Raw genomic sequence first — 25,472 nt, 5'->3', positions numbered from 1 at the left:
TGCTCCCTCGTTGGGAGGCTGTGGTCGACGTCCGAACCGATCAGAATGCGATGCGCATCACCGGGACATTGGTGATCGTCGGGCGCGCCATCAGCGACTGCCGGGTGGGGCGAGCCGTTCGCGTTCCACTCATCCCCAAAGCGATCGAGGTGGCCGCGGGGATGATGGACAGGGAGACACGCGAGGACGCGGACGATCCACCGTACAATCCACTGGAGCTTTCGCTGGGCAGGACGCCGCGCTTGGGACCCGCATCGGGCGACGGCGCCAGGATACGGTCTGCTGCCACCAATCCCAGCGCGCCGCCTGCGGCAACAAGAGCGACACCCGGTTGGCGATTGACGTCGGCCATGATGGCCACGCCCCCACCCATCAGCATGCCGGCCACCGCACCCAACTGCGCCAGTGTTCCGTCGGCCGAGGTGCGATCGGCCCGACGTACCATGAGTCGATCGGCAATCGCCGCGCCGGCCAGCATACCGGCGGTGCTCACGGCAAATCCTGTGCGCCGAGCCGTGCTGTTGGAGAACACGGCATTCGTCGCCAACGCCCCCAGTGCGGCACTGGTGAACACCATGTCGATGTCGCCCGCCGTGACATTGTATGCGGACCGTCGCGCGTAGCGGGGTCCCACCCAATAGCCCGCAACTCCCGCTGCAATCGCGGCACCAAGCGCCGGTCGGGCACGCGGCGGTGGCCCGTCGCCGTGGTACGATGTGTCTTCGTCAAACGCACCGAGCGCGCCGACCAATCCGATTGTCGTGGCCGCGCTCAGGTCGGCACCAAATCCCGACGAGGCGGCCTCCCCGTCGCTCATGCCCTTCGCGCCGTGAAATCCGGCGATGGTGCCGCCGAGCGCTCCGGCAAGAATCGGCGCGCCATAGCCGGCACCACCGTCGGCTCGGGCAATGGCGGCAATGGCCGCGCCCGCGAGGCTGCCCCGTGTACCACCGTGAAAGGCCAGAATGGTCTGGGCCCGCGACACCGATCGGTTGCGCACCATGCGCGCCGCCACGAAAAACGACGTGCCGGCGGCCAGCAGGTACCCGCCACCGGCTGCCGCACCGTTGTCACTGAGAATCGCGGCGGTGGCCGGTCCATAGGCAAAGAGCCCCAATACCGTCTGATTGCGCACAAACACATTCCCGGCCGGTTCTGACAACTCGAATCCGGTGCTGCCGCGCGTGCCAGCGCCCGCCGAGCCCTGCGCCAGCACCGCCGCATCAATCACCCGGCGCAATGCCGCCAAATCACCCGCCACGTACGCATAGCGCGCCACCGTGCCGTCCACACGTTGCGCGACCAGCACGGCCGCTCCGCCGTCGGTTGCATACAGTCGCGCGTCCTTCCAATCGACACCCAGCGGCCACTCCGGCGCCGAAAGTTTCCAACGCGCCGCCAATGTGGGTGTCACCACCGTCACATGACCCGCGGCGTCAAAGGCAATCGGCCGTTCGATCTGTGGCGCGCTCCCCTGTGCCAAGACGGCACAGGGACTCAGCGCCAGCGCGCCCGCCAGCAACCACGCCGGCACGAGATGCCGAATCGGCCGTTGCATGACCACTACCTCATGGCCACGGAAGCGTGATAACCGGGTAGCGCGGACGCGATTCCGGGGTATCCTCGCCCGCGACGAATCGCGCGATGTCACGACGTGCCGCCGCCACATGTGCACGCGCGGCCGCATCGGCACCGGGCGCTGCCGCCAACCGCTGATCGAGCGCACGCACATGCAGGGTGGCCTGCGCACGCACATCGGGCATGGCACGCTTGTCACCCGCCAGGTCGAGCATCACATCGAGCGCCGCCCGCTGCGACGCGCGCAGCACCGCGCGTTCCGCCGACGACGCGGGTGTCGCAGCTCCCCACGTGCGACGCACGATCGTCCCCAGCACTTCGTCGAGTCCCAACGCGTTCGCATCGCGCGCCTGAAACAGCACCAGGCGTGCGGCGCGCTCCCGATCCAGCAGATAGCCGACGACTTCGTTGGCCAGGCCGCCGGCCAGCGTCACCTGATCGAAGGCGGTTCCGCCACTGCCGTCAATCCACGTCATGTCGGTATTGAACCCCGGCGGCGGCGGCGGGATCATCGCAATCACGCGTTCCGGTACCGTGAGTTCCGACGGCTTGAGCGCATCCAGCGCCATATTCAACGCCTTGCGCTGATCGGCCGCGGGCAGCACCCGCGTGGGTACTTGTCCGTCGCCGCGCAGCGTGAACGTGAAGTCCATTCCACCCACATACTTGCACAGCGCTTCCAGCGAATACCGGTGATGCAGGTAGACATGCGTGAAGCGCATGTTGAGCATCGCCATCGGCTCGCCCGGCTGGATGGCCCGCTCGTCGAACTTGTCAATCAGGATGCGTCGCACCTGCGACGAACGCGTGACGGCATCGAACATCGTGGTGCCTTCATCCCAGCGCGTGACTTGCGGAATGGACCCGTTGGAACCGGCATACGTGTCGTTGATGAATCGCACGTTGCGCGCCAGACCATCCTTCATGATGGTGGCCAATCCCGCCTTCTCGGCGGCCGCCGTGGGATACCACGTGTAGCCCAGGCGAATGGTCAGCGAGTCCCACGCGCCGGGTCCCTTGCGCCAGGCGTCGCGCAGGTCCAGCGCACCGTCCGCGTTGGCGGTGATGAGCGGGAACGGATAGTCCATCACCGACGCCCGTCCCTGCGACGACGCGATGTAGTTGTGCTGCAAGCCAATGGTGTGCCCGATCTCGTGCGCCGCGTGCTGTCGGCGGCGCATCAGCGCGAACGTCTCCGCGTCGACGTTTGGACCCGCCGCCCCGAAGGCCGGCACCGTACCCGCCCAGATGTTGTAATCAATCAGCGAGCGCCATGCGTCCATGCGCACCACCGCACGCACAATTTCACCGGTGCGGGGATCGCTGTAGCTGGGGCCTACCGACGGTCCCGGTCCGTTGCGATGAATCCACATCAGCATGTTGTAGCGCGCATCCATGGGATCGGCGCCAGCGGGCAAGTCCAGCACGTGGAATGCATTTCGGAAACCGGCCGCCTCGAACACCTTGGCCCACCAGTTGCCGCCCTCGCGCAGCGCTTCGCGATACGGCGCGGGGATGCCGGGATCGAGGTAGTACGTGATAGGCGTGACCGGTTCCACCAACTCGCCGCGGGCGTATGCCGCGGGGTCACGCGGAATCAACCGCCACCGGTTGATGAAGCCTCCGCGATAGTCGCCGTCAAACCCCTTGGACAGATCGGCGAATTGCGTGCCGCCAAAACCGTAGCGTGGATCGTAGTCGCGCGGCCGATAGCCTTGGGGCTCCGGTAACACGACGAACGAATGGTGTTCCTCAAACGTCATCGCCTTGGCATCGGGGGCGGCGCGGCGCACCGATCCACCGGGCGCATCGCTCACAAAGGTGAGCACCGCATGCACTTCGGCGTTGCGCGCGAACGACTTCGTGCGCGCGGTGTCCAGCCAGCTTCGGCTCACGTCAACCCGATATGCGCCCGCTTGCGAACCACGCAACGACTCGGTCACACCGTAGGCGTCCGAAAGGAACAGCGAACTCGCATCCACCGTGTACACGCCGTCGCGAGCGCTGTCCGCCACGAACGACGCCACCACCGACCGCGGAAATGCCTCGGCGGCCGCCCGCTGGTTGGCCGCGTCGCCGGCCGGCGCGCGCACACTCCAGTTGTCGCGCACCATCAAAATGCGATTGCCACGCTTCTCGAGTCGCACCACCACGCTCTGGCCGGACTGCGCACGATCGAGACCGCCGGCCGGGAATCCGGTGGCCAGCGTGACCTGGTGCAGGAAGTCCTTGTCGAGTTGCCCGACCGGGATATCCAGCATCGCACGGTTGCGCGCCTCGTCCACGCGGACGCGCAGGAACGGCGCCGCGGCCGGTTGCGCCAAGGCCGTGGACGCGGCGACCGCAGTGGCAAACGCGACGCGGGCCAGCAACGGGCGCACGGTGACGAACGAGTGTCGCGGGCGATTCAAAGGCATGGAGCGTCTCGAAAAGGGAAGTACTTGAAGTTTGAAGGAATCAACCCGACACCGTTGCCAGCATCGTTTCCACGAACGCCGGCGCCATCAGCCCCACCCGCGATCGTCCGTGCGGGTCCTGATGTTTGCGAATCTCGTTCACCATTTCCAGCGCAGTCTGCGTGTTCGGTGGCAACTCCCGATCCGAGGTACCCAGAGGCGTCACACGCTGTCCCCATCGCACCAGCAGCGAGCAGTACGTGAGACCACCGCCAAACGCCGGCATCATCACCAATCCACCTGGTTTGATGCGGCCCGCTTCGAGCGCTTCCACCAGCGCGACGGGGACCGTGGCGGCACTCATGTTACCGTACTTCTGGACAGTCACCATCACCTTGTCCATCGGCACGCCCGCGTACTTGGCCACCGATTCGATGATGCGCAGATTCGCCTGATGCGGCACCACCAAGTCGATCTGGTCGGCCGTCACGTGGCATTGCTCCATGACGCGCTTCGAGGCGTCAGCCATGGCATGCACGGCGCGCTTGAAGATCACCTGGCCGTCAAAGTCCCACAGCGTATCGCCGAAGGTCACCTCGCGACCGGAATACGTGCAGCCAAACCCGCGCACGCGCAGACTCTGCCGCGCTTCGGCGTCGCACCCCAACACGCTGCCAATCATCCCTTCTTCGTGGTCACTGGCCTGCAGCACCACCGCGGCGGCACCGTCCCCGAACAACACCGCGACATTGCGGTTGCTCCAGTCCATGTAGCGGCTGATGAGTTCCACGCCAATGACGATGGCGTTGCGCACCATGCCCGTGCGGATCATGGCCGTGGCCGTGGCCAGTCCGTAGCAGAAGCTGGTGCAGGCGGTGTTCAGGTCGATGGCCGCCGCGTGCTTGGCGCCAAGCGCGATCTGCACGCCGGACGCGCTGTTCGGCACGAGTTCGTCATTGCTCACGCCGCCGTAAATGATGAGATCCACATCGGCAGCATCGAGACCGGCGCAGGCGAGGGCGCGGGCCGAGGCGACGGTGGAGAGGTCGATGGCGCTCACGTGCGACACACGGCGCTCCTTCATGCCGGTGCGCGACGTGATCCATTCGTCCGACGTCTCCAGGAACGTGGAGAGGTCGTCGTTGCTCAGGACCGCCGGGGGCATACAGGCGCCCCAACCGGTGATGGCTGCGTAGGTCATGGCGGGAAGGTTAAGAGAGAACCGCGCGCCAAGTATCGCCAACCGGAGGGCGGTTGACGAGGGGGGACGCAGTACGGATTGAACCGCAGGGGGCGCGGGGGGCGCGGGGGAAAGCATTTGATTGTTCAAACGCTTTCCCCCGCGCCCCCCGCGCCCCCTGCGGTTTGATGTTCATCCGTCTTGCGACCCGGTCCACCACTCCATTGGTTTTGAAGATGATCCGTCGCGGTCTCGCCTTGGCCCTTGTAACAACGGTCGCGATGGCGTCGGTGGCCGGTGCGCAGGCGTCGGCCGAGAACCGGGCGGCCTTGCGCTTGCGGGTGGTGGCTGACTCGCTGCGGCCAGTCCCTGCCGCGGATGTGCGATTAGCGGGACAGGGACGCGCCGTGGCCTCGCGCACCGACGACAACGGCGCGGTGCGTTTTGAGGGACTGCCATCGGGGCTCTTCAAGGCGACGGTGCGTCGCATCGGATTTGCGCCAGCCACCGTCGAACTCCGACTTGGCGGTGGCGAGAATGCCCTCACCGTGCATCTCGATCAGGCCCGCGCCTATCTGGACGAGGTGCGCGTGGTGGCCGACCAGCCACTGGCGGCGCGCCTGGATGACTTCGAAATGCGACGATTGCGCGGCGACGCCAGCAGCATCATTACGCTCGACGAGATCGCGCATCGCCGTCCGATTGCCTTGTCGCAGATGCTGCGTGGAAAGGCGGGCATTCGCATTGCCGATTCACTGGGGTATATCCTCGCGGTGTCGACGCGTGGCGCGAAGTTCACGCGCGCGGCCGGGGCGATGGGCATGGTGGACTGCGTACTGCGCGTGATGCTCGACGGCGTCGTCCTGCCAGCGCTGTCCAACATCGACGCCGTCGTGCCGAGCGACGTGTACGGCGTGGAGATTTTCTATGGCGCGGCGCGACTCCCGGTGCAGTTTGCGGGGCTACGCACGGACAACTGGTGCGGGGTGATCGCGATCTGGACGCGGGATCGGTGATGGCGATTGGACGGGCATTGGACCGCAAAGGACGCGAAGCGCGCGAGGTACAGAAATGATGTGCCCTACTTAGCGTACTTCGCGACCTTGGCGGTGAATGCCGTTGTTGGATCGCTCGCGAGAATGTGGTGCGCCCTCGCTACCTCACTCCGCCACGTACCGCCACGGACTCCGGCTGTCCGCCCGTCGCCAAATCGTGAAGAACGGCGACCCCGCACCGGGATCACTCCCCGCGGGCGGGTTCTTCGGTCGGATCACGCCAAAGGTGATGCCCAGGTCGCCGCTGGACGCCACAAACGCCGTATCGGCGCCCCACGTCACCGGGCTCGCTTTCATGTCGCCGCCGGCCACCAGCGTGGCGATCGCTGTCGCACCCACCACATACGTGGCCGACGCCGCCCCGCCCATGTTGACCGCATCGCTGGAGCCGAACGCGACAAATGCATTCCCCAACCCGATGCGCTGTGCGTCCTGTGAGAATGCATCCTCGCGATGCATCAATTCGTGTCGCAGCGATTCACCCAACTTCGCGTCGCGCCGAACCGCGACCAGGGCCGTCGGCAACGCGGGCGCCATGAGCGCTGCCTCAGGGGCCGGACCGGCGGACCGTCCGCGCTTGTAGGCCAGCACATGCCACACGCCAGCTTCACGTACCCAATACGCCATGTACTTGAGCGGCACTCGCGTGCTGTCCGGCTTGCGCAGCGTCATGTAGCCGAAGGTGAATCCATGTTCGCCGTCGGCACTGATGCCGACACGTATCGGCGTCCAGATCGCGCGCGCCGTGGTGGCATCCGGCGTGGCGCGAAGGGCCGCGAGCACCGCGGACTTGCCAATCGCCAAGCCGCCTTGCGGCGATGGCATGATCACACCGTCGGAAAACATCGCTGACAGCGCGCTCAGCATATCCGTGCGGGCACCGGCGGCGGCAAACGCGCGATCCGCGTCAAGCAGCGATTGCGCGACCTGTGCGGGCGTATCGGTACGCCCCCCAACCGGTAGCACGGGGGGCAGCACGGCCGATGGACACGCCAGTGCGAAGCAGAGGATCAGGGGATTCATGCGGTCAATCGAATGGTATTGTCGTGGCGTCGCCCGCCCCGGGGGACGAAGCGTGTCGGCAAAGCGTCCGGACGTGATCGTGGGGCGATCTGGGGTCCTGCTGGCGGCTTTCGGTTCCCGCGGCAATTCTTGAACAATGCCACTTCGTCAATCCGTTCGCCCCTGGCTCGCGCTGCTCTTCGCCATTCCGGCGGCGTTTCTCGCGACGTGGATTGTCATACCGGCCCCCAACGAGACGTTGCTGCCGCTGGGCGTGGGTGCGCCGGAGGTGAGTGCCTGGTTCATTGTGCTGGGTGTTCTCTCGATGAGCGTGGCCGCAGTCGACCTCCGTCGGCGTTGGCTGTCGCGCGTTGCGTTCGGCCTTGCGGTGGTCGCCGTCGGCCTGTCGGCGATCCCGTTCGTGCGCTTCCGGGAAGTCGCAAACGCCGCGGACCATGCCCTGCGAATGGCGCTCGGTGGCGAGCAGATGGACAAGCTCGCCGCGTCACATGGTGGCATATGGCGGCCGAACCCTCTGGTGGTACGCGACCTGTTCCGGGCTCCTCAAACACTCGCGGCCCCCATTCGCGTTTCGCACGGGTTGCGTGTCGCCGTGGTGGCCGACGATACGCTCACCGTGGACATCTATCGCCCGAGTGCCAAAGGCCCCTTCCCCGTGCTGGTGCAGATCTATGGGGGCGCGTGGCAGCATGGAGTGCCGGGCAACAACGCCGAGTTCGCCGAATACATCGCAGCGCAGGGATACGTCGTGTTTGCCATCGACTACCGTCATGCCCCGCAGTTCCGATTCCCGGCGCAGGTAGACGACGTGCGCAACGCGTTGGCCTGGATTGGTCGCAACGCCGACGCCTGGAGTGCTGATACCTCACGCATGGTGCTGATCGGACGGTCCGCGGGCGCGCATCTGGCCATGATGGCCGCCTATGCCACCGATGCGCCGCGCATCCGCGGTGTGATCGACTACTACGGCCCGGTCGATCTCGTTGAAGGCTATCGCCAACCCCCCGTGCCGGATCCGCTGGCAGTGCGCGACATCGAGGAGAAGTTTCTCGGCGGGCCGCCCAGTGCGATGATCGATCGCTACCACGCCGCGTCGCCGATTTCGCTAGCTACTCGGCGTCTGCCGCCAACGCTGCTCATCTATGGGGGCCGCGACCACATAGTTGAGCCGCGATTCGGGGCGTTGTTGGCCGGCCGATTGCGCGCCGACGGGACCACGGTGGTCCATGTCGAAATTCCGTGGGCCGAACACGCCTTCGATGCGGTGCCGTACGGTCCGAGTGGGCAATTGGCGCGCTATGTCAGCGAGCGGTTTCTGGCGTGGGCCACAGCGAAGTAGCGAGTACATTCGGTCTCAACTACCGGGGAAACACATGCGACTTCGAGCACTTGGTACCGCCTTTCTCGCCCTCGGCCTCTTCGTCGGCGGAGCGGCAAGCATGGGCCTCCTGATGGGATTCGAGCCGTCGCGACTGCCGGCGGCGTTGCTGGACCTGGCCGCCTACAAGCTCACCTTCGTCGCATCGTTGGCGCTGCTGGCCGCCGGCGCGATCATCACGCGACACGCCAGACGGAATGAGCCCGACAAGACAGATGTGGCCGTCGACAGTTCCATACAGCCGCCCGGGCTTCTGTCCGCCAATGAGCGCGATGCGTGGGAGCGGGCGCAGCGCGTCGAGAAACCCGAAAGGGTGTAGATACGGCGCGCTATTTGAGGCCGCCGCGTTCTCGTTACGGCACCGGCGACGACAGCGGGCCGACATGGTCGCACACGAACGTGGCCGTGAAGTGCGCCGAGTCGGTGGCACTCGCGTTATCCGACAGTTGATGCACGTCGGTGGGTCGTTCGTAGAACGTGCCGCCCGCGCGATACACACTGTCGGGACCGCCGCGCACCTGCATGCGCATAGCGCCGGAGACCACGTACACCACCACCGCGCAGCCGTGTGTGTGCGGTGTCGATTTCGCGCCGGGTGGCACGTGAATGTCCACCACTTTCATGACCAGCTTCTTGCCGTCCATCTCGGGCAACGTCTGGTCAAAGGCCAGTCCGTTCCGCGCCGGGGGCTGCTGGGCAAAGACGGTGGTGACGGTGCGGTAGAGCAGCATCGCACCTATCGCGAGGCCGCTGATAGCAAGCGGGAGCCGGAGCGTAGACATGGTCGGTGGTGGCAGAGGTTGTCTGGAACATGCGCCTCGAACGGCCAGTTGGCGACTGTACGCCATTAGGCACCTGACCGTATGTTCTGCGGACGCCCCTTTCACAGCCATCCGACTCCATGTTCACCCCGATCGGACGATGAACATCCGCCTGTCTCTCACCCTTGGCGTGCTCGCAATGGCCTTCACACTCCAACCACGGCGGACCAGCAGACCGTTGGACGATATTGCCGTCATTGAATTGCCCGCCAACATCAAGGACAAGCTGAACACTGATGTTCAGATGGGGCGACGCACGTTCGGCTTTGCATCGACGTACTTCTGGGCCTCAATGGGCAGTATCACGCGGTACAAGCAGTTGCTGCTCGTGTCGGTCATGGCTCCCGATGCCACCGATGCGGAGTACAGCGAAACGCCTCGCCAACTGAACCTCCTGTACGAACAGCGAAAAGTGGTGCAGTCCACCACGCTGGGGTCGGGCACGCTGCGCATTACCGAGGGACTGTACGGACTGGGTGTGGATAGGGTGGCGGCGTATGAGTATGTGTACACAGACAAGATGCGGCGGCTGCAACTCGCCTGGCACGCGGTGAAGAAGGAAGTGGATCTGGCGACGGGCACCGCGCAGATCGCGCGCATTGCTGCGTCATTCCGCATTGTCCGTGATCCCGTTGCAGCGTTTGCCGAAATGCGGGACGCGCCGCGCAAGGATGCGGAGGGTCGCGCTGGCAAAGTGGCCACCGCCAAGGCCATGCTGCGACGCGAGGGATACCCAACGGTGGAGCCCGGGAAACCCGTGCTGCGCAACGCGGTCTATCTGGAGTGGATGTCCGATCCCGAGCCGCGTTACCAGCTGCTCGTGCCATTGGGCCGTGTGCGCGCGGCCGCCAACGGGTCGGTCGTCAATCGTCCGCGTCCGGCGCGCGCCGGCGATGCAACCAGCCCGCCAATGGCGGGATCCATCGGCTGGCGTGAGGTGGACGACGGAGACTGGCGATTCTCGAACCTTGAGAACGACTATCTCCCGCTCCCCGGCATTGGCGCCGCACTGACCGCGCAGCAGCAGGATCGCGGGTTTGTCTACTTCTACTACGTGGCCACCGTGCGCGTGGAAGAAGAATCCGACGATCGACGGCTGACCTCGCTCAAGTGGTTTCTCGATGGAGTGCCAGAGGTCCAGCGACGCTGGCGCGCCGGCACCCTGGTCACGCCTGGCACACCGGAGAAGGACTGATGGCGCGCATTGTCACGTTCGTCATCTTTGGCGGCCTTGGGTTGATGATGCTGTACGTGGGCATCTCCCAATTTGTGCAACAGCGCCGGAACCTGACCAACGCCGAGCGGGTGGACGCGACGATCGTGCACTCGCAGGTGGACGTCAATACCACAAAGGATACCGACACGCGCGTGGGCAGCAGCAATAACAACACGACGCATACGCCGAACGTGCGGTTCCGGTATCTCGTATCGGGACAGGAGTACGAGAGCGACCGGTTGTATCCTACGATCATTGGCCGCGGCTATGCGTCCATGTCTGCCGCCGCCGAGGTGTTGGCACCATTTCCGATGAATGCCAGGGTGCGCGCGTTTGTCGATCCGTCGCACCCTGAGCAGGCGTTCCTGGTCGAGGAAGCGGGCAGTGGGCCTATCGTGTTCATCATCCTGGGATTGCTGTTGCCGCCGTTGGCTTGGTTTGTGGGCAAGTACATCTGACACGGTGGTTCGTATTGCACGTTCCAAAACGCAAGTGAACCGCAGAGGGCGCAGTGGTCGCGCGGGAACACATTCAATTCCCTGCGTCCCCGGCGCCTTCTGCGGTTCGCTGTGTGTGTTTGGGCGGTCTGGCTAAGCGGCGCCCTCAGCAGCACTCCATAAACACCACCAACCGACGACGCGCCGGATCCCACACCAGGAACACCGACGTCTCAAAGGCAAACGAAAACATGATCTGCCGCGTGGGCCGAGGGACGATTTTTCGCAACACCGCTTCATCGCCCATGTTCGCCACCAGTTCGCCGTTGATCGGCTCCCGTTTGACCGATGTGAGGACGCTATCCAGACGACTCCGCATGAATGCGGCAAGCTTGGTCGGCGACGCGCGCAGCGAGTCCACGTCGTAGAGTTCGTCCTCACTGGTCCAGCGCTGACGATGCGCCACCGCGCCGGCCACGTAGAAGGTCATGGCGATGGCCAGACTGTCGGGACGCTTGCCCGTGGCCGTGAGCACCACCGAGTCGCGTGGATTGCCGCCGGTGAGTTCCATCGACCGGCTGCGCCGATACCACGGCGCCGCAGTGGGCTGGGCGGGTGGTGTGCCAGCGGCCATGAGCACCGCCAGTGCGGTGGAGGTGAACAGCGTGCGGAATGGCATGGACAGTGAAGAGAAGAGATTCGCCGGCATCACGCGACTCACCGTCGCCCCTGCCGGAGTCGTTGGCCTTCGCGGATACCCCAGACACCGAGACTCAGCGTACCAAGCCCAATGGTGGAGTAGACCGCGAGCGCCGTCCAGTACATCACCGGTTCAGCGGCACGCGACACGACGCGTCGTTGCGATCGCATCCGGGCCGGCCAGAACGTGTCGGCCGTGGTGAGTCCGCGGCCAACCAGCCACGCCATGCCGCCGCTGATGGTGAAGACCAAGGCAATCGCCACCACGAGCGCGCGCATGCCCTGCGGCGGCGTGCGTGTCCGCGATGCGCCCTGCGCCTGCGCCCCTTCCGCGTGGACGCTTGCCTGCCCGACATCGGTGGACGGAGAGGGAACGGGCGCGGCGACCAGCCCGTGATACTCGTAGTCCGGCTGGCGGAACTCGCTGACGATGCGCGCGATGATCTCGGCGCGCCGATGCCGCGCCCATTCGGGGTAGCGCTGCCACTCTTCGAGCGATGCGAAATAGATGACATGGTGGGCGCGCCCCATCAGCATCTCGCCCTGCACCTCGATGCGACGCCACGCGCCGTCATGGAGTTCCTCGTAGTACATCCCGTCGCGGCCCTGATGACCAACCCGCCATCCGCGCAAGGCATCGCCGGCGCCGGTCATGCGCCCTGATGTTGCTCGAGGAACTGCACCACCGCCGACAGGCCGTCATCCGCGCCAGCGTGATCGTCGAAAATCACGCCGTCCTTCTTCTCGCGCGCATACTTCTCCACCATCTCTTTGAAGGTCAACCCGGCGAACGATCGGCCCAGCTTCCAATCCGCACCACGTACCAGCAACAGGTGCGCTGCCGGCCAGTTGGGAATGCTGGCAGCGAAGATCAACGCGGTTTCGCCCTTCGGTCCCGTTGCCTTCATGTCGGCCCCATGGTCAAGGAGCAACGTCAACACGGCAAGGCTGGAGCCACGACCAGAACCCGTGAAAAAGATGGGCATGCCGAACGAGTCGGTGCGGTTCGGATTGGCACCGGCCTCCAGCAGAAGTCGCACCGGTTCGGGCCCGGACTTGGCGGCCGATTGCATCGCCATTTCCAGCGGCACCTCGTAGTCCGTTCCCTTGTTCGGATCGGCGCCGGCCTTGATCAGGGCCCTCAGGACATCTTGCTGATCCGGGGTGATCTGCAGTTGCCGCAGCGCGCTGATCAATGGCGTCATGCCGGCCATGCCGGCCCGGTTGACATCCACCTGCGAAGCGAGGGTCGTCACGGCCGCCGCATCATTCCGGCGTATCGCCTCCACCAGCTCGCGCATCGGCCCGGCCCGGAAGAACGTCAGGTCTCCGGCCGCATTGGAGTTGGCGCGGAACTGCACCAGCGCGAACAGCTGCATGGAGGCCACAATGACCAGGGGCGCCGCCGCCAGCAGAAACGCCATCCCGCGCCACACCGGCGAACTGGCGCGAACGAACAGCAGCATCGACGCCGCAAGCGGTATGCCCGGCAGCAGCAACAGGTACAGCGCCACCAGAAACGGACTGGTGCGTGAACTGCCGGCAGCTGCCAGGCCGAGCACGAAGAAGAAGAGCAGCCCGACGATGTCGAGGGCCACGAAGGCCCAGTAGATGAGTTTGATCATGTGTGGTGTGAGCGTTCGACGGCAACGAAGGGGCATCCACGTCCCGACCCCGGAGCCGCTCGCCAGGATTCGTCAGCCAGCGGTCCCATGGCAATAATACAGGGTATCCATGAGTGTGCCGCCGCGCGAAGACACACTATCGACCGTCGCGAATGGAGGAAATCCGTGTTCAAGTCAGTGGGCGCCTTGATCCTGTCGGTGGCGATGGTGCTTCTCGGTGGCGATGCCTTCCGCCAGGCGTTGAACGAACTCCGCGACACGGAGCCGGGCTCGCTCTTGTTCGGCGCGCTGCAGTTGGTGATCGGTTCGTCGGCAGTCGCAGCGTCTGTCGGTGTGTGGAAGCGTACGAGATGGGCCTCGTGGGCGATCGGGATCTGGGGGACCGCAGCAATGGTGCTGCTCGTGTCGCAACCGTGGTTCGAGCCGATGACATCCGACGCGCAGCAGGGGATCTGGTTTGGTGCCGCGGTGGTCGGCGGCGTGGCGGCAGGCATGGCCTGGTGCGCTCGCCGTCTCGCACGGAGCGAGCCGCTCGAGGATCCGAAGATGCCGCCGAGGGCAATGACTCCATGACTCCCTTTTCGACCGCGCGTACCGCCGTGGCTGTGGCCACACTGTTGTCTGCATCGGCGCGCACGACGTCGGCGCAGGCGGCGCTCAGTGACAGTCTGCGCATTGGCATCAATCGCGTCTTCGCGACCTGGACCGATGCCGATGGCCCGGGCTGCGCGCTCGGCGTCAGTCGCGACGGGAAGATGATATTTCAAAACGGCTACGGCATGGCGAACCTGGAGATCGGCGCGCCGATCACACCGGCCACCATCTTCCATGTCGCGTCCATCTCCAAGCAATTCACCGCGGCCTCCGTCCTGCTGCTTGAAAAAGACGGCAAGCTGTCGCTGGACGACGACGTACGAACGTACCTCCCCGAACTTCCCGACTACGGGCACCGCATCTCGATCCGCCATCTTCTCACGCACACCAGCGGACTGCGCGATCAGTGGGATCTGTTGGGCATGGCACGTGGCCGTTTCGAGGAAGATCGCATCACCGAGTCGGACGTGCTGGACATTGTGCCGAGGCAGAAGGCCCTCAATTTCGTGCCCGGCACGGAGTATCTGTACAGCAATACCGGCTTCACACTGGCCGGCACGATTGTACGGCGCGTGAGCGGCAAGTCGCTGCGCGCCTTTGCGCAGGAGCGGATCTTCGGTCCGCTGGGCATGACGCAGTCGCACTTCCACGACGACTACACCATGCTGGTGAAGGGCCGCGCGGCGGCCTACGTGCGCGGCGCCGACGGCATGTGGCATGTGAGCATTCCGAACTTCGACACGTACGGCGCGACAAGTCTCTACACCACCGTGGGTGACTTACTGAAGTGGACGGCGAATGCGGCGAAGCCGGTGGTCGGCGATGCGGAGATGACCCGGCGCATGTGGACCAGCGCTACGCTGGCGAATGGCGACACCAGCGGATATGGACTGGGTATCACGCGTGAGGTCTATCGCGGGGCGACCGTGGTCGGGCACGGTGGTGCTGACGCGGGGTATCGGGCGCATGTTGCCACGTTTCCCGAGCAGAATCTCTCCATCGCCGTGATGTGCAACGCCGCGTCGGCGGTGCCAGCAGCGCTCATGCGCGGCGTGGCCGACATCATGTTGCGCGACAAACTCGCTCCGGTGGCACCACCAGTGCGCGCGCTGGCGACACCGTCGGCCGCCACACTCGCGCGCATGGCCGCCGTGTGGGTTGACGCCGCGACCGGCACGCCGACGTTCATCACACGCCGCGGCGACTCGCTGATCCTCGGACGCACGAATGGCCCGGTGCTGGTCGCGCTCAGCGATACGCGATTCCAGGTAACGGGCCAGCCCGTGGAGTTCTCGTTGACGGAGACCGGGTTGATGCGCCAGACGTTGTCCTGGCCCACGCGTACGCCGGTCATGTTGACCCGCCGCGAAGTCGCACCGCCGTCGCGCGCGGCCTTCGATCGAATGGTCGGCACGTACTACAGCGAGGAGCTCGGCGCCACGTATGTCATCACCGCAACCGACAGCACCCTGGTGTTCAAGACACGCTGGGCCGATAGTGTGGAGCTGAGGCCAGCGTACGGCGATACGTTCATCGGGAAATTTCAGGTCGCATTCACACGCGGACGCAACGCGATGGTGGATGGCCTGCTAATGAGCAGCGGGCGCGTGCGGAATGTGCGATTCGTGAAGTCCGTGCGGCAGCCAGCGTCGCGATGGGTGAAGGCAGCGAGCGGGCATCGGGGCGCTGCACCGACCGCAGAGCCCCTTACCGCGGCCGCCCCCCGTTGGCCGACGTAAACAGCGCCACATCCAAGCCCAGCGACCGCACGATGGCGGCGAAGCGCGGGCTGGCGCGCAGCGGATCGTAAATCTGACTTCCCAAGGGAATGGTCACGCCGAGGTTGCCCCGCCGCGCACTTTCCTCAAGCGCCGTCAACGCCTGCGCCGTGTCGCCCAGTCCGAGCCACGCGGAAGCCCAGGCGGATCCTCCATCGTCTCGGCCGGCAAAGCCGGCGCGCTGTTGGCTGAGCAGCGTCGCGGCGTGCCCGCGGTCGCCGGTCTTGGCGATGACGTAGAGCGCGCGGTTGATGGTGCTAGGGTACGGCGACAGACGCAGCAGCCCTTCGGCACGCCGGCGCGCCTCGGCGACTTGTCCGCCTTCCCAGAGCACAGTCACCATCGTGCCCGCGTTCGGCAGCGTCGAATCCGTCTCCCAGAAGCGATTGACGAACCGGAGCGACTCGGGATACCGACCAGCGAGGGCGAGCAGCTGCGCGGCCTGGTACAGGTGTCCCACACTCCCTGGATCGAGGGCGACCGCCACCAACGCAGCCTCGGCGGACTCGTCCACCCGGCCGACTGTCGCCAGGAACCGCGACCGGACTAACTGCGCGACCGCGTTGCGGGCGTCGAGGCGCACGGCCCGCAGGGTAGCCTCGTCCGCCGCGCGCCATTGGTGCCCGAGGGTCCGGGCGTATCCCAATGCCGCCCAGGCGTCGGCGGACAGCGAATCGAGTACCACTGCGCGTTCGCTCGCCGCCGTGGCCGGTGGGACCGCCTCGACCGTCGGCACAATGGAGTACAGTGCCAGCTGTACCCATGACAGACCGAGCGCCGCATGGGCGCGCGCGAACTGCGGATCCCGGGCGATCGCCTGCTGGAAGTAGTCGCGGGCCCGCAGGAGGCTTGGACCGCGCCGCTCATAGAGATACATGCCGCGCTGGTACAGATCGTACGCCTCGAGATCGGTGGTGCCGCGCGCCGCCGTGGCCGCCGGTGCGGCACCGCCCGCCAGCGTGACCTGCAACGCGCGCACGATCGCCTGCGCGATGTCGTCCTGCACCGCGAACACGTCCTTGGCATCGCGCTCAAAGCTGTCACTCCAGAGTACCAACCCCGTCCGCGCGTTGGTGAGCTGCGCGGAGACGCGCACTTTCCCGCCCGCGCGGCGCACGGTGCCTTCGAGGACGCCGCCCACATTCAGCGCGGCGCCGATCTCCTGCGCCGACTTCTGCTTGCCGCGAAACGCCGCCGCCGAACTGCGCCCGGCGAGTTGCAGGCCGGGCACTTTGCCGAGCGCGTTCGACAGTTCATCGGCCATGCCCTCGGCGAAGTACGCGTTGGCGGTGTCGCCGCCCACGCTTTCGAAGGGGAGGACGACGAGCGACCGTATCGCGGACGTCGAGTCGGCCGCCGCCGTCGCTGCGGCTGGCGCATTCGTGGTGTTCGCGCGTTGGCGCGTCACGGCCCAGATAGCCAGTGCCAGTACCGCAACGGCGGGAACAGCAAGCATGAACCACGAAGGACGCGAAGGACGCGAAGGCGCGGGCGCCGCCGTCGTGGCGCCAGGCGTTGATACGCCATCGAGCGCTTCCAGCAACTCACCTGCCGCTTGCGGACGCTGCGCGGCATCCTTGGCTAAACTGCGCGTCACGACATCACTCAGCGCCGCTGACACGTCGGTCCGTCGCGTGGACAACAACGCGGGCGCTTGCGCCATGTGCGCCGCAATCATGGCGTGCACCGATGTCGCCTCGGCGAACGGATGCGCACCCACCAACAGTTCGTACGCGATCACCCCCCACGCGTATACGTCGGCGCGATGATCGGTGCGCGGATCGCCGGCAGCTTGCTCGGGTGCCATGTAGGCCGGTGTGCCAAGCGAGTTGCCAACCTGCGTCAGCATCACCGCCGCACCGCCCTCCTGCGTACGCGCGTCACTCATGGCCTTGGCAATCCCGAAGTCGGCCACCATCGCCGCACCACCGGACAGCAGCACGTTCTCCGGTTTGATGTCACGATGCACCACACCTTGGCCATGCGCATACGCCAAGGCCCGCGCGATGTCACGCAGAATGCCAACCGCCTCGCTCAGCGGCAACGGTCCGCGCGACAGGCGGGCGCGCAGCGTTTCCCCACGCACGAAGGGCATCGTGTAAAACGGCAGCCCCGTCGCGACACCCGCCGAGTGCAGCGGCACGATGTTGGCGTGCTGCAAACGCGCGGCGAGTTTCACTTCGCGCGCGAAGCGCTCGGTGCTGACCCCTTCCAGCAGTTCGGCGGCAATGACCTTGATGACCACCTGCCGGCCAAGTGCCACTTCGTCGGCCACGAACACGCGCGACATGCCACCACCGCCAAGCTCGCGCTCAAGGGTGTAGGTGGCGCCAAGCGCCGATTGCAGCTGCTCGCGGAGGTCGGTCACGCCGAGGTATCACGCGTTGGGAGCGGCGCAGCCCCGGCAACGGCACGCTTGATCGCACGATCGCGCTCGCGTAGTCGTTCGCGGATGCGGAGCTTTTCCGCGATGGGTGTCGCGGCAGCAGCGGCGCGCGCCGCGCGTTTCGCGCGAAGTGCGGCGTCCAGAAGAGCGCTCGCGGTGACTCCTCCATCAGCGACACGAACCGCTGCCACCTGTCGGTAAAGTGAAACCGCGCGCGGCGAGGCGCCGAGCTCGCGCTCGAGGGTGTAGCCGTTTCCGAGAGTGGCTTGCAGTTGCGCGCGCAGGTCGGTCGTCAAATGGTCCACACCCTCTGATGGCCCTCGGTTCCTGTCGCCGTGGCAAGCGATCCACGGCTCCCACGTGTTTGGCCCCGTGCAAAGTAGCACACCATGCGTGAATGTGCCTCGCCGTCGTGGTCGGCAGGCCACTCCATGGCCCGCACATTTGGCGGCGGCGCCGCCGCGTCCGCCCCTCGATCCTTGGCCGCTCCTACCGATCGAACCACTGTTGTGGCCGGTCGCGCACTTCACTGATCTGCCGGGCGTTCGATACATTGCCAAGCGGCCCTGATCGTCGACTGCGTGTTGATCGACGCGCAGCATTCGCTCCCTTCTGGATTCGCCCGATGATCTGCGCGTTGGACCCCCGTGCCGCCCTCGTCGACTCACAGCGCCGTGCCGTCCCGCTGCGCGTCGCACCGCTCGTCGTCGCCGCCCTGCTCGCCGCACCACTCCTCGCCGCGTGCGACCGCGAGCCCGCGCATGCATCACGCCCCGTCATCGCCGACCCCGCGTTCTGCGCGCAGATCCGGTCCACCGGCGGAACGCTCTCGGCGCATCTCGCGCCTGTAGCGGCGCGCATGCGCACCAGCACGGGTGTCTACACACTTGAAGAGGGCGACGTCTCGATGGTCGCCCGCGCGTGGCTTACGGAGGCCGCCGAGCACACGATCGACGTGCAGTACTTCATTTTTTCTGCCGACAACGTGGGGCTGATCGCGGTGGACTACCTGTTGCGTGCTGCCGACCGCGGTGTCACCGTGCGATTGCTGGTCGACGATTTCATGCTTGAGGCCGACGCCACGGCGCTGCTGGCGCTCGATGCGCATCCGAATATCGAGATCCGGCTCTACAACGCCACCACCAACATCGGCAAGCACCTCCCGGCCAAGCTCTTCAACCTGACCACCAATTTCCGCGGCTTCAACCAGCGGATGCACAACAAGACGTTTATCGTGGATGGGCAGGTGGTGATCACCGGCGGTCGCAATATTGCCGACGAGTATTTCGACTACGACCACGAATACAACTTCCGCGATCGCGACGTGCTGTTGCTTGGTGGCGCATCGGCAGACGTGCAACGCTCGTTCAACGTGTTTTGGGAGGATGCGCTCAGCACGCCGGTTGCGAAGCTGGTGCGCACCACCGTCACGCCCGCCGATACGGCGACCACCTATCGCTACCTGCACGACTATGCCTGCGATCCACGCAACTTCTGGCCGCAGGTGCGCCAACGCATCGCCTCGGTGCCGATGGCCTTCGATCGCATCCGCGAATCGGGCGCGTTGGTGTGGTCGGACAGCGTCACGTTTGTCACCGACATGCCGGGCAAGAACGCCGGCGGCAATGGACTGGGCGGCGGTGGCGCCAGCACCGACGCCCTGATCGGGCTGATCAAGAACGCGCACACGTCGGTCACCATCCAGTCGCCCTATCTCGTGACCACGGCGCTCAGCCAGCGTCTCTTTCGCGAGGCCATCGCGCGCGGTGTGCGTGTGCGAGTCCTCACCAACAGTCTCGCCTCCACCGACAACCTCGACGCGTTCAGTGGCTATCAGCGCGAGCGCGACGCCTTGTTGCGGATTGGCGTGGAGCTCTACGAGTTCAAGCCTGACGCCGCCGTACGTCGCCAGGTGATGACCGGCGCACTGCAGGCCACACTGAACTTCGCACCGGTCTTTGGTCTGCACGCCAAGTCGATGGTGGTCGATGACCAGATCGCCGTCATCGGGACCTTCAACCTGGACCCGCGCAGCGCCAACCTGAACACGGAATGCCTGGCCGTGATCCGTGATACCACCATCGCGGGCGCGCTGGCGCGTGCCATGCGTGTGGACATGCAGCCCGAGAACGCGTGGCACACCACCGCAGATTTCAATCCCGACGGCGGCGTGAGGTTGGGAAAGCGACTCGCGGTCTGGTTACGGCGCGTGGTGCCGAAGGCGGTGTTGTAACGCGTGGTCTTTCAGAGGCACTCAGACGACTACCAACGGCCCGGAAGGTATTGCCACCCAGCCCGCCGGCGCAGGGCCCCAGCCCCCCGCCCCCCGCCCCCCCCGCAGGGGGGGGGGGGGGGGGGGGGGGGGGGGGGGGGGGGGGGGGGGGGGGGGGGGGGGGGGGGGGGGGGGGGGGGGGGGGGGGGGGGGGGGGGGGGGGCCCCCCCGCACCCGTCACCGCGTCACGGCGTCACGGCGTCATCGCATCACCGCGCCGTCGCCCCCGCATCCACCGCCCGTTTCATCTGCGCAGTCCAGCTCGGGATCGTGCGCAGATAGTAGCCGTAGTTGTCCGTCGGTGACTGAAGGTAGATCACACGACCGTCGCTGGTTTGCGCGTGCGACCACCCGGGTGTGTCGTTAAACCGCGGATCGCGCACGAGTAACTCCGCCGGCCCAACCGGAGTACTCGCATTCGATGTGATGCGCGACCGGAGAATCGAGAGGTACGTCTGTCCCTTGTCCCGCGATTGTGACAGATAAACCAGCTCGCCCGCGGCCGTCCATCGAGGTTCCGTGCCGATGGCACTCGCGAGGTAACGTTTGTCGAGCGCGGGCCAAGGCTGCAGCTGCACTCCCGACACCCCCAGCCCCTGATAGGCGATCCACCGTCGGTCGGGAGACAGCGACGCGAAGTACGACGCGATGTGAATGGTGTCGACTTTCACGGGTGTGCGCGTCGGATCGACAACCAGCACGCCAGCACCAGGCTCCGAGCTTCCCACCATCAGCAGGTCCGGCGCCAGAAACGCGGAGACCTGTGCTACACGCAACGCGGGCGATGCCAGCAGTACGCGAGGCGCCTCCGGCGAATCGAGCCGTCGCAGCAATAATCGCTCATTCGTTGGTGAGTCGCGCACCACGTAGGCCAGCGAACTCCCGTCCGGACTCCACGAGGGCGCGCCCACGAAGAAACCCGCCTCGAGTGTCTCGTTCGTCCGACTACCCAGGTCAACAGCCCGGAGCTCCTGCTGCTGCGTTCCCTCAACGACCGCCGCCAGTTTGCGACCGTCGGGGCTTACCGCATAGCGCAGGAACGGCGCGTCGTCGACCAGCAGCGGCTCCACGCGGCCGTCACGCCCGAGTTCTACAACACGACTGACATCGGCGTTGATGCCCGGCACGACGATAAGTGCACCATCGGCGGTGACGACGTACTGCCCCACGCCGGAGTACGCACTGCGTCGCACCAGCGGTAGCAACGCCACCGGCCGTGCAACGGTGAGCGAGTCGATGTTTTCGAATCGCGCGCCCATCAGCGAACCATCGATGGACATGTAGACGAGGTAGCGCTCGTCGATCAGCTGGAAGTGGGAGCCGCGCAGAAAGGACGAAACGGCGTCGGGCCCGCCCGTGGCCAAACGCAGTGGCGTGAACTCGCGCGGCCGATCGAGGCGAATGACGAATGCGTACTTGTCGGCGCCACCGCCACAGAGCACGCGATCGGTGCTCATCAGTTGCGGCTGCAGACAATAGCGCACATCAATGGTGCGCATCGCCCCGGTCGCAATGTCGATGAACCGGAGCACGCGGCCGTCGTTGTCGCCCAGAAAGAGCGTGCCGTCGGTGCGCCATTCCCCACCGATCGGTTCCGTGACCTGCGCGAGTGTCGTGACCGCGCCACCCGCGATCGCGGTCACCCGCAAATCGGTCCCCACCTGAAACGCGACACGCGTCCCATCGGGAGACAGAAACGGCGTACCGGACGCGCCTTCGGTGCCGGGAATGGGGGCGGCCACCGTGCTGCGCAGATCGCGCGTCCACAGCTGCGACTGCGCTCCGATATGCGCGAGATACACGATGAACGATCCGTCGCGTGACGCGGTGAAGCTACGTGTGGGCCCGCGCAGCTCCATGGGTGCGGTGTACGGGAGCCCGACGTCGCGCGGCGCGGTGTCGGTGCGCGCTACCGTCCAGACCGCGACGACGGCGGCGGCGAGCGTCGTGACCCCGAGCACGCCAGCGATGGCCTTCCACCGCGACGCTGCGGGTGCACCGGCTGATGCCATGACGGGTGACCGCGCGGCGCGAAACACCGTGTCGGTGAGCGCCTTGGCAAACTCCTGCGCCGTGGCGAAACGATCAGCGGGCAGCTTCTCGAGCGCCTGCGCTACGGCGGCATCCACATGCGCTGGCACGCTCCGTCGAAACACCGAGACGGGGCGCACCTCTTCGGTCATGAGTTTCGCGATGATCGCCTGCGCCGTTGAACCACTGTGCGGCGGCTCGCCGGTGAGCATCTCGTACGTCATCGCGCCAAGCGAGTAGATATCGGTGCGCGCGTCTACCGCGCGGTCGCCGGTGGCTTGCTCGGGGCTCATGTACTGCGGCGTGCCCAGCGACAATCCGGTTTGTGTCACCCGCTGCCCACCGGCCCTGCTGACCGCGAGCGCAATCCCGAAGTCGGCCACGAGCGGCTGCCCGTCGGCGAGCAGCACGTTCTCCGGCTTCAAGTCACGATGAATCACACCGCGCCGATGCGCGTAGTCGAGCGCCTGCGCAATCGCACCGGCCAGGCGCACCGCTTCGTCTACCGGCAACTGCTTCTCGCGATCGATGCGGGCACGCAGCGTTTCGCCTTCAACAAACGGCATCACGTAAAACAGCAGCCCACCGGCTTCGCCGCTGTCGAATAGCGGCAGCAAGTTCGGATGCTGCAAATTCGCGGTGACCTTGATCTCGCTCAAGAACCGCTCCACGCCGAGCACGGCGCCGAGTTCCGGTTTGAGCACCTTGATGGCCACGTCGCGGTCGTGCTTGAGGTCGCGTGCGAGGTGCACGGTGGCCATGCCGCCTTCGCCGATCTCGCGGGCCAGGTCGTAGCGGCCGGCGAGGGCGGCGGTGAGGTGCGTGAGTGGGTTCATGGCGGAGTGAGGGACCAGTAAACGGCAGCGTTGCAGAAGCTACGGGGCAACCAGTGAAGGGGCTACCGTCGCGAGGCGTCGTTCCCTCACCGGTGCTCCGGTGCGACATTCCCCGCATGAGTTCCCTCGTCCGTCTGACCACCGCCCTCGCCCCTGGCTACCGCATCGAGCGTGAGCTCGGCGCCGGCGGTATGGCCACGGTGTACCTCGCGCGCGATCTCAAGCACGATCGCGACGTCGCCATCAAGGTGCTGCACCCCGACTTGGGCGCCGCACTCGGCGGCGAACGGTTCTTGAGCGAAATCCGCACCACGGCGCGCCTGCAGCATCCGCACATTCTCCCACTGCTCGACAGCGGCGACGCGGACGGCCTGCTGTACTACGTCATGCCGCTGGTTACCGGTGAGACGTTGCGCGCACGCTTGGAACGTGAACGGCAGCTGCCGATCGCCGACGCCGTGCGCATCGCGCGCGAAGTGGCCAGTGCGCTCGACTACGCGCACCGCCAGAACGTCATTCATCGCGACATCAAGCCGGAGAACATCCTTCTCCAGGGTGGCCACGCCCTCGTCGCCGACTTCGGCATTGCCCTGGCCGTGCAAACCGCCGGTGGTGCGCGCATGACGCAAACGGGGCTCTCGCTCGGCACGCCGAGTTATATGAGTCCCGAGCAAGCGATGGGCGAGCGCGCCATCGACGCTCGCAGCGACATCTACGCGCTCGGTGCCGTGACCTACGAAATGCTCGCCGGCGACGCACCGTTTACCGGCAGCAGTGTGCAAGCGATTGTGGCGAAGGTGATCAACAGCGAGCCCGAACGGCTCACGATGTTGCGCAAGACCATTCCGCCGCACATTGAAGCCGCGGTGCTCACTGCGCTCGCCAAGCTGCCGGCCGACCGCTTTGCGAGCGCCGCGGAGTTCGCGACGGCATTGTCGACCAACAGCGGCGCCACCTACGCCGCCACAAGCGCGATGGCGCCGAGTGACCGTGCGGCCGTCGTTCGCGCGCAACGGGTGACCATCACCTCCCTCGTGGTCGCCGCGTTCGCGATTGGTGTGGCCGCGTGGCAGGCCTCCACGCGCACCGCGGAAACCCTCGAACCCGCGCGGTTCGTGGTGCCGCTGCGCGACTCGGTGCCCTTGGTGCTCGGTGCCGTCGAACCGTTTGTCGGCACCCTACTGGGCTCCGCGCGTCCGAGCGTACCGGCGATCGCGATCTCCCCCGACGGCCAGACGATCGTCGTGGCCGCCAGAATGGTGGATGCGTCCGGGGAGAAGCCCTCGCGTCTCTACCGCCGCCGCCTCTCCGACGAACGCCTGCAACCCATTCCCGGAACCGACTCCGCCTCCGCGCCCTTTTTCGCCCCGTCGGGGCGGGAGATTGCCTTCTTTGTGGGAGGTTCCCTGCGCAGCGTGTCGCTGACGGGAGACTCCGCGCGTCGGATCGCGGAGGATCCGAATTTCAGGGGTCGTGGGTATCGTTATTTTGGGAGAACCGGATCGTGGGGCGCCGACGGCACGATCGTCTACAGCGACGGCATAGGCCTCTGGGAGGTCCCCGCGACGGGCGGGCAACCTCGGCGACTACCCCTCGGGACCGATGACAGCGCGAGCACGACGGCGCAACTCGTGCGCGCCCCCCACCTGATTTCAGGCGGCGCGCGCGTACTGTATCACGCACCCCGGACCCGCGACCCGCGAAGCGCGGTGCTGCGACTACTCGATCGCGCGACGGGCAAAGTCAGTACGGTGCTGGAGCAGGCGTCGCACGGCACGCTGGTGGGCGATATTTTTTTGTTGTTCATGTGGGGTATCGTGCTCATGGTGGTGCGCTTTGACGTGGCAGTGGGGATCGTCTCCGGTGAGCCGGTCACCGTGGACCCGGACATCGCGATCGCCACGTCGATGACGTTTTCCCCGCACGAATCGAACGATGGGCAGTACGCCGTCTCGACCCATGGCGATCTGGTGGTGGCGCGGGGCGGGTTCTATCCGCGGGAACGACGGGTGCTGGTGCGACGCGCGCCGAGTGGGGCGCTCGTCCGTTGGCGCTCCCGCGGCACAGTACCACTTCGTGCGGAGTTCGCCCACCGGTGATCGCCTTGCGATACACATGAATGACGACGTACTCGGGTTCGGGACGAAAGTCATCCTGTTCGACCTGG

Annotated in this window: 20 protein-coding genes; 9 read left to right on the top strand and 11 right to left on the bottom strand. The window is 66.1% G+C overall.

Translation table 11 applies throughout. From position 1 onward, the window contains the following. Positions 1-40: 40 nt before the first annotated feature. Genes IPP90_06550 through IPP90_06540 form a run of 3 tightly spaced genes read right to left on the bottom strand, consistent with a single transcriptional unit; the run spans position 41 to position 5,175 of the window. Positions 41-1,558 carry a hypothetical protein gene (locus tag IPP90_06550; GenBank protein MBL0170384.1) on the bottom strand — a complete coding sequence of 506 codons (1,518 nt, stop codon included), beginning with the start codon at positions 1,556-1,558 and terminating at the stop codon, positions 41-43. A 10-nt stretch (positions 1,559-1,568) separates the two neighbouring features. Beyond that, positions 1,569-3,995 (bottom strand): zinc-dependent metalloprotease, encoded by a 2,427-nt coding sequence (locus IPP90_06545; protein MBL0170383.1) that lies wholly within the window; start codon positions 3,993-3,995, stop codon positions 1,569-1,571. 40 nt (positions 3,996-4,035) lie between these two features. After that, positions 4,036-5,175 (bottom strand): ketoacyl-ACP synthase III, encoded by a 1,140-nt coding sequence (locus IPP90_06540; GenBank protein ID MBL0170382.1) that lies wholly within the window; start codon positions 5,173-5,175, stop codon positions 4,036-4,038. A 215-nt stretch (positions 5,176-5,390) separates the two neighbouring features. Here IPP90_06540 and IPP90_06535 point away from each other — a divergent pair, with 215 nt between their 5' ends. Next, positions 5,391-6,170 carry a carboxypeptidase regulatory-like domain-containing protein gene (locus IPP90_06535; GenBank protein MBL0170381.1) on the top strand — a complete coding sequence of 260 codons (780 nt, stop codon included), beginning with the start codon at positions 5,391-5,393 and terminating at the stop codon, positions 6,168-6,170. A 144-nt stretch (positions 6,171-6,314) separates the two neighbouring features. Here IPP90_06535 and IPP90_06530 read toward each other — a convergent pair whose 3' ends face one another. Next, positions 6,315-7,232 carry a nuclear transport factor 2 family protein gene (locus IPP90_06530; protein ID MBL0170380.1) on the bottom strand — a complete coding sequence of 306 codons (918 nt, stop codon included), beginning with the start codon at positions 7,230-7,232 and terminating at the stop codon, positions 6,315-6,317. A 136-nt stretch (positions 7,233-7,368) separates the two neighbouring features. Here IPP90_06530 and IPP90_06525 point away from each other — a divergent pair, with 136 nt between their 5' ends. Continuing rightward, a complete protein-coding gene (locus tag IPP90_06525) occupies positions 7,369-8,571 on the top strand; it encodes an alpha/beta hydrolase (protein ID MBL0170379.1) in 1,203 nt (400 codons plus the stop codon). A gap of 34 nt (positions 8,572-8,605) precedes the next feature. Beyond that, positions 8,606-8,929 (top strand): hypothetical protein, encoded by a 324-nt coding sequence (locus tag IPP90_06520; GenBank protein MBL0170378.1) that lies wholly within the window; start codon positions 8,606-8,608, stop codon positions 8,927-8,929. A gap of 34 nt (positions 8,930-8,963) precedes the next feature. Here the strand turns inward: IPP90_06520 and IPP90_06515 are convergent, their stop codons facing one another. After that, positions 8,964-9,392 carry a cupin domain-containing protein gene (locus tag IPP90_06515; GenBank protein MBL0170377.1) on the bottom strand — a complete coding sequence of 143 codons (429 nt, stop codon included), beginning with the start codon at positions 9,390-9,392 and terminating at the stop codon, positions 8,964-8,966. 139 nt (positions 9,393-9,531) lie between these two features. On the opposite strand from IPP90_06515, the gene IPP90_06510 reads away from it, so the two are divergent. Together IPP90_06510 and IPP90_06505 are read left to right on the top strand one after the other, a co-directional pair. Continuing rightward, a complete protein-coding gene (locus IPP90_06510; GenBank protein ID MBL0170376.1) occupies positions 9,532-10,626 on the top strand; it encodes a hypothetical protein in 1,095 nt (364 codons plus the stop codon). Next, the gene (locus IPP90_06505) at positions 10,626-11,105 is read left to right on the top strand and encodes a DUF3592 domain-containing protein (protein ID MBL0170375.1); all 480 of its coding nucleotides are present in this window, start codon (positions 10,626-10,628) and stop codon (positions 11,103-11,105) included. Before IPP90_06510 ends, IPP90_06505 begins: the two co-directional genes overlap by 1 nt. Positions 11,106-11,250: 145 nt before the next feature. Here IPP90_06505 and IPP90_06500 read toward each other — a convergent pair whose 3' ends face one another. The 3 genes from IPP90_06500 to IPP90_06490 are packed head-to-tail and all read right to left on the bottom strand — an operon-like array spanning position 11,251 to position 13,408. Continuing rightward, positions 11,251-11,763 (bottom strand): hypothetical protein, encoded by a 513-nt coding sequence (locus tag IPP90_06500; protein ID MBL0170374.1) that lies wholly within the window; start codon positions 11,761-11,763, stop codon positions 11,251-11,253. A gap of 38 nt (positions 11,764-11,801) precedes the next feature. After that, on the bottom strand, positions 11,802-12,437 hold the full coding sequence (locus tag IPP90_06495) for a hypothetical protein (GenBank protein MBL0170373.1): 636 nt from the start codon (positions 12,435-12,437) through the stop codon (positions 11,802-11,804). After that, on the bottom strand, positions 12,434-13,408 hold the full coding sequence (locus IPP90_06490; protein MBL0170372.1) for a hypothetical protein: 975 nt from the start codon (positions 13,406-13,408) through the stop codon (positions 12,434-12,436). The genes IPP90_06495 and IPP90_06490 overlap by 4 nt, the downstream gene beginning before the upstream one ends. 165 nt (positions 13,409-13,573) lie before the next feature. Here IPP90_06490 and IPP90_06485 point away from each other — a divergent pair, with 165 nt between their 5' ends. Together IPP90_06485 and IPP90_06480 are read left to right on the top strand one after the other, a co-directional pair. After that, positions 13,574-13,981, top strand: a complete 408-nt coding sequence (locus IPP90_06485; GenBank protein ID MBL0170371.1) for a hypothetical protein — start codon at positions 13,574-13,576, stop codon at positions 13,979-13,981. Then, entirely contained in the window at positions 13,978-15,741 is a 1,764-nt protein-coding gene (locus tag IPP90_06480) for a beta-lactamase family protein (protein ID MBL0170370.1), read from the top strand. Before IPP90_06485 ends, IPP90_06480 begins: the two co-directional genes overlap by 4 nt. On the opposite strand, the gene IPP90_06475 is transcribed toward IPP90_06480, so the two are convergent. Both IPP90_06475 and IPP90_06470 read right to left on the bottom strand, forming a co-directional pair. Then, positions 15,710-18,148, bottom strand: coding sequence for a protein kinase (locus tag IPP90_06475; protein ID MBL0170369.1), 2,439 nt, complete (start codon positions 18,146-18,148; stop codon positions 15,710-15,712). The two genes, IPP90_06480 and IPP90_06475, sit on opposite strands and share 32 nt — an antisense overlap. After that, positions 18,145-18,462 carry a hypothetical protein gene (locus IPP90_06470; GenBank protein MBL0170368.1) on the bottom strand — a complete coding sequence of 106 codons (318 nt, stop codon included), beginning with the start codon at positions 18,460-18,462 and terminating at the stop codon, positions 18,145-18,147. The genes IPP90_06475 and IPP90_06470 overlap by 4 nt, the downstream gene beginning before the upstream one ends. A gap of 329 nt (positions 18,463-18,791) precedes the next feature. On the opposite strand from IPP90_06470, the gene IPP90_06465 reads away from it, so the two are divergent. After that, positions 18,792-20,399 (top strand): phospholipase D family protein, encoded by a 1,608-nt coding sequence (locus IPP90_06465; protein MBL0170367.1) that lies wholly within the window; start codon positions 18,792-18,794, stop codon positions 20,397-20,399. A 248-nt stretch (positions 20,400-20,647) separates the two neighbouring features. Here IPP90_06465 and IPP90_06460 read toward each other — a convergent pair whose 3' ends face one another. Beyond that, complete coding sequence (locus tag IPP90_06460) at positions 20,648-23,305, bottom strand: serine/threonine-protein kinase (GenBank protein MBL0170366.1); 2,658 nt, start codon at positions 23,303-23,305, stop codon at positions 20,648-20,650. 116 nt (positions 23,306-23,421) lie between these two features. Here IPP90_06460 and IPP90_06455 point away from each other — a divergent pair, with 116 nt between their 5' ends. Next, complete coding sequence (locus IPP90_06455) at positions 23,422-25,404, top strand: protein kinase (GenBank protein MBL0170365.1); 1,983 nt, start codon at positions 23,422-23,424, stop codon at positions 25,402-25,404. Positions 25,405-25,472: the final 68 nt, after the last annotated feature.

Source organism: Gemmatimonadaceae bacterium, from assembly GCA_016720905.1.
In the GTDB taxonomy this organism is placed as follows: Bacteria; Gemmatimonadota; Gemmatimonadetes; order Gemmatimonadales; family Gemmatimonadaceae; genus Gemmatimonas.
This window is presented reverse-complemented; position numbering and strand designations above follow the sequence as displayed.

Bases quoted from the DNA above. Each gene is read 5' to 3' on its own strand.
- IPP90_06460 (MBL0170366.1), bottom strand. From the start codon at position 23,305: ATGAACCCACTCACGCACCTCACCGCCGCCCTCGCCGGCCGCTACGAC.
- IPP90_06540 (MBL0170382.1), bottom strand. From the start codon at position 5,175: ATGACCTACGCAGCCATCACCGGTTGGGGCGCCTGTATGCCCCCGGCG.
- IPP90_06480 (MBL0170370.1), top strand. From the start codon at position 13,978: ATGACTCCCTTTTCGACCGCGCGTACCGCCGTGGCTGTGGCCACACTG.
- IPP90_06465 (MBL0170367.1), top strand. From the start codon at position 18,792: ATGATCTGCGCGTTGGACCCCCGTGCCGCCCTCGTCGACTCACAGCGC.
- IPP90_06490 (MBL0170372.1), bottom strand. From the start codon at position 13,408: ATGATCAAACTCATCTACTGGGCCTTCGTGGCCCTCGACATCGTCGGG.
- IPP90_06535 (MBL0170381.1), top strand. From the start codon at position 5,391: ATGATCCGTCGCGGTCTCGCCTTGGCCCTTGTAACAACGGTCGCGATG.
- IPP90_06510 (MBL0170376.1), top strand. From the start codon at position 9,532: ATGAACATCCGCCTGTCTCTCACCCTTGGCGTGCTCGCAATGGCCTTC.
- IPP90_06545 (MBL0170383.1), bottom strand. From the start codon at position 3,995: ATGCCTTTGAATCGCCCGCGACACTCGTTCGTCACCGTGCGCCCGTTG.
- IPP90_06530 (MBL0170380.1), bottom strand. From the start codon at position 7,232: ATGAATCCCCTGATCCTCTGCTTCGCACTGGCGTGTCCATCGGCCGTG.
- IPP90_06495 (MBL0170373.1), bottom strand. From the start codon at position 12,437: ATGACCGGCGCCGGCGATGCCTTGCGCGGATGGCGGGTTGGTCATCAG.
- IPP90_06515 (MBL0170377.1), bottom strand. From the start codon at position 9,392: ATGTCTACGCTCCGGCTCCCGCTTGCTATCAGCGGCCTCGCGATAGGT.
- IPP90_06455 (MBL0170365.1), top strand. From the start codon at position 23,422: ATGAGTTCCCTCGTCCGTCTGACCACCGCCCTCGCCCCTGGCTACCGC.
- IPP90_06500 (MBL0170374.1), bottom strand. From the start codon at position 11,763: ATGCCATTCCGCACGCTGTTCACCTCCACCGCACTGGCGGTGCTCATG.
- IPP90_06505 (MBL0170375.1), top strand. From the start codon at position 10,626: ATGGCGCGCATTGTCACGTTCGTCATCTTTGGCGGCCTTGGGTTGATG.
- IPP90_06525 (MBL0170379.1), top strand. From the start codon at position 7,369: ATGCCACTTCGTCAATCCGTTCGCCCCTGGCTCGCGCTGCTCTTCGCC.
- IPP90_06520 (MBL0170378.1), top strand. From the start codon at position 8,606: ATGCGACTTCGAGCACTTGGTACCGCCTTTCTCGCCCTCGGCCTCTTC.
- IPP90_06550 (MBL0170384.1), bottom strand. From the start codon at position 1,558: ATGCAACGGCCGATTCGGCATCTCGTGCCGGCGTGGTTGCTGGCGGGC.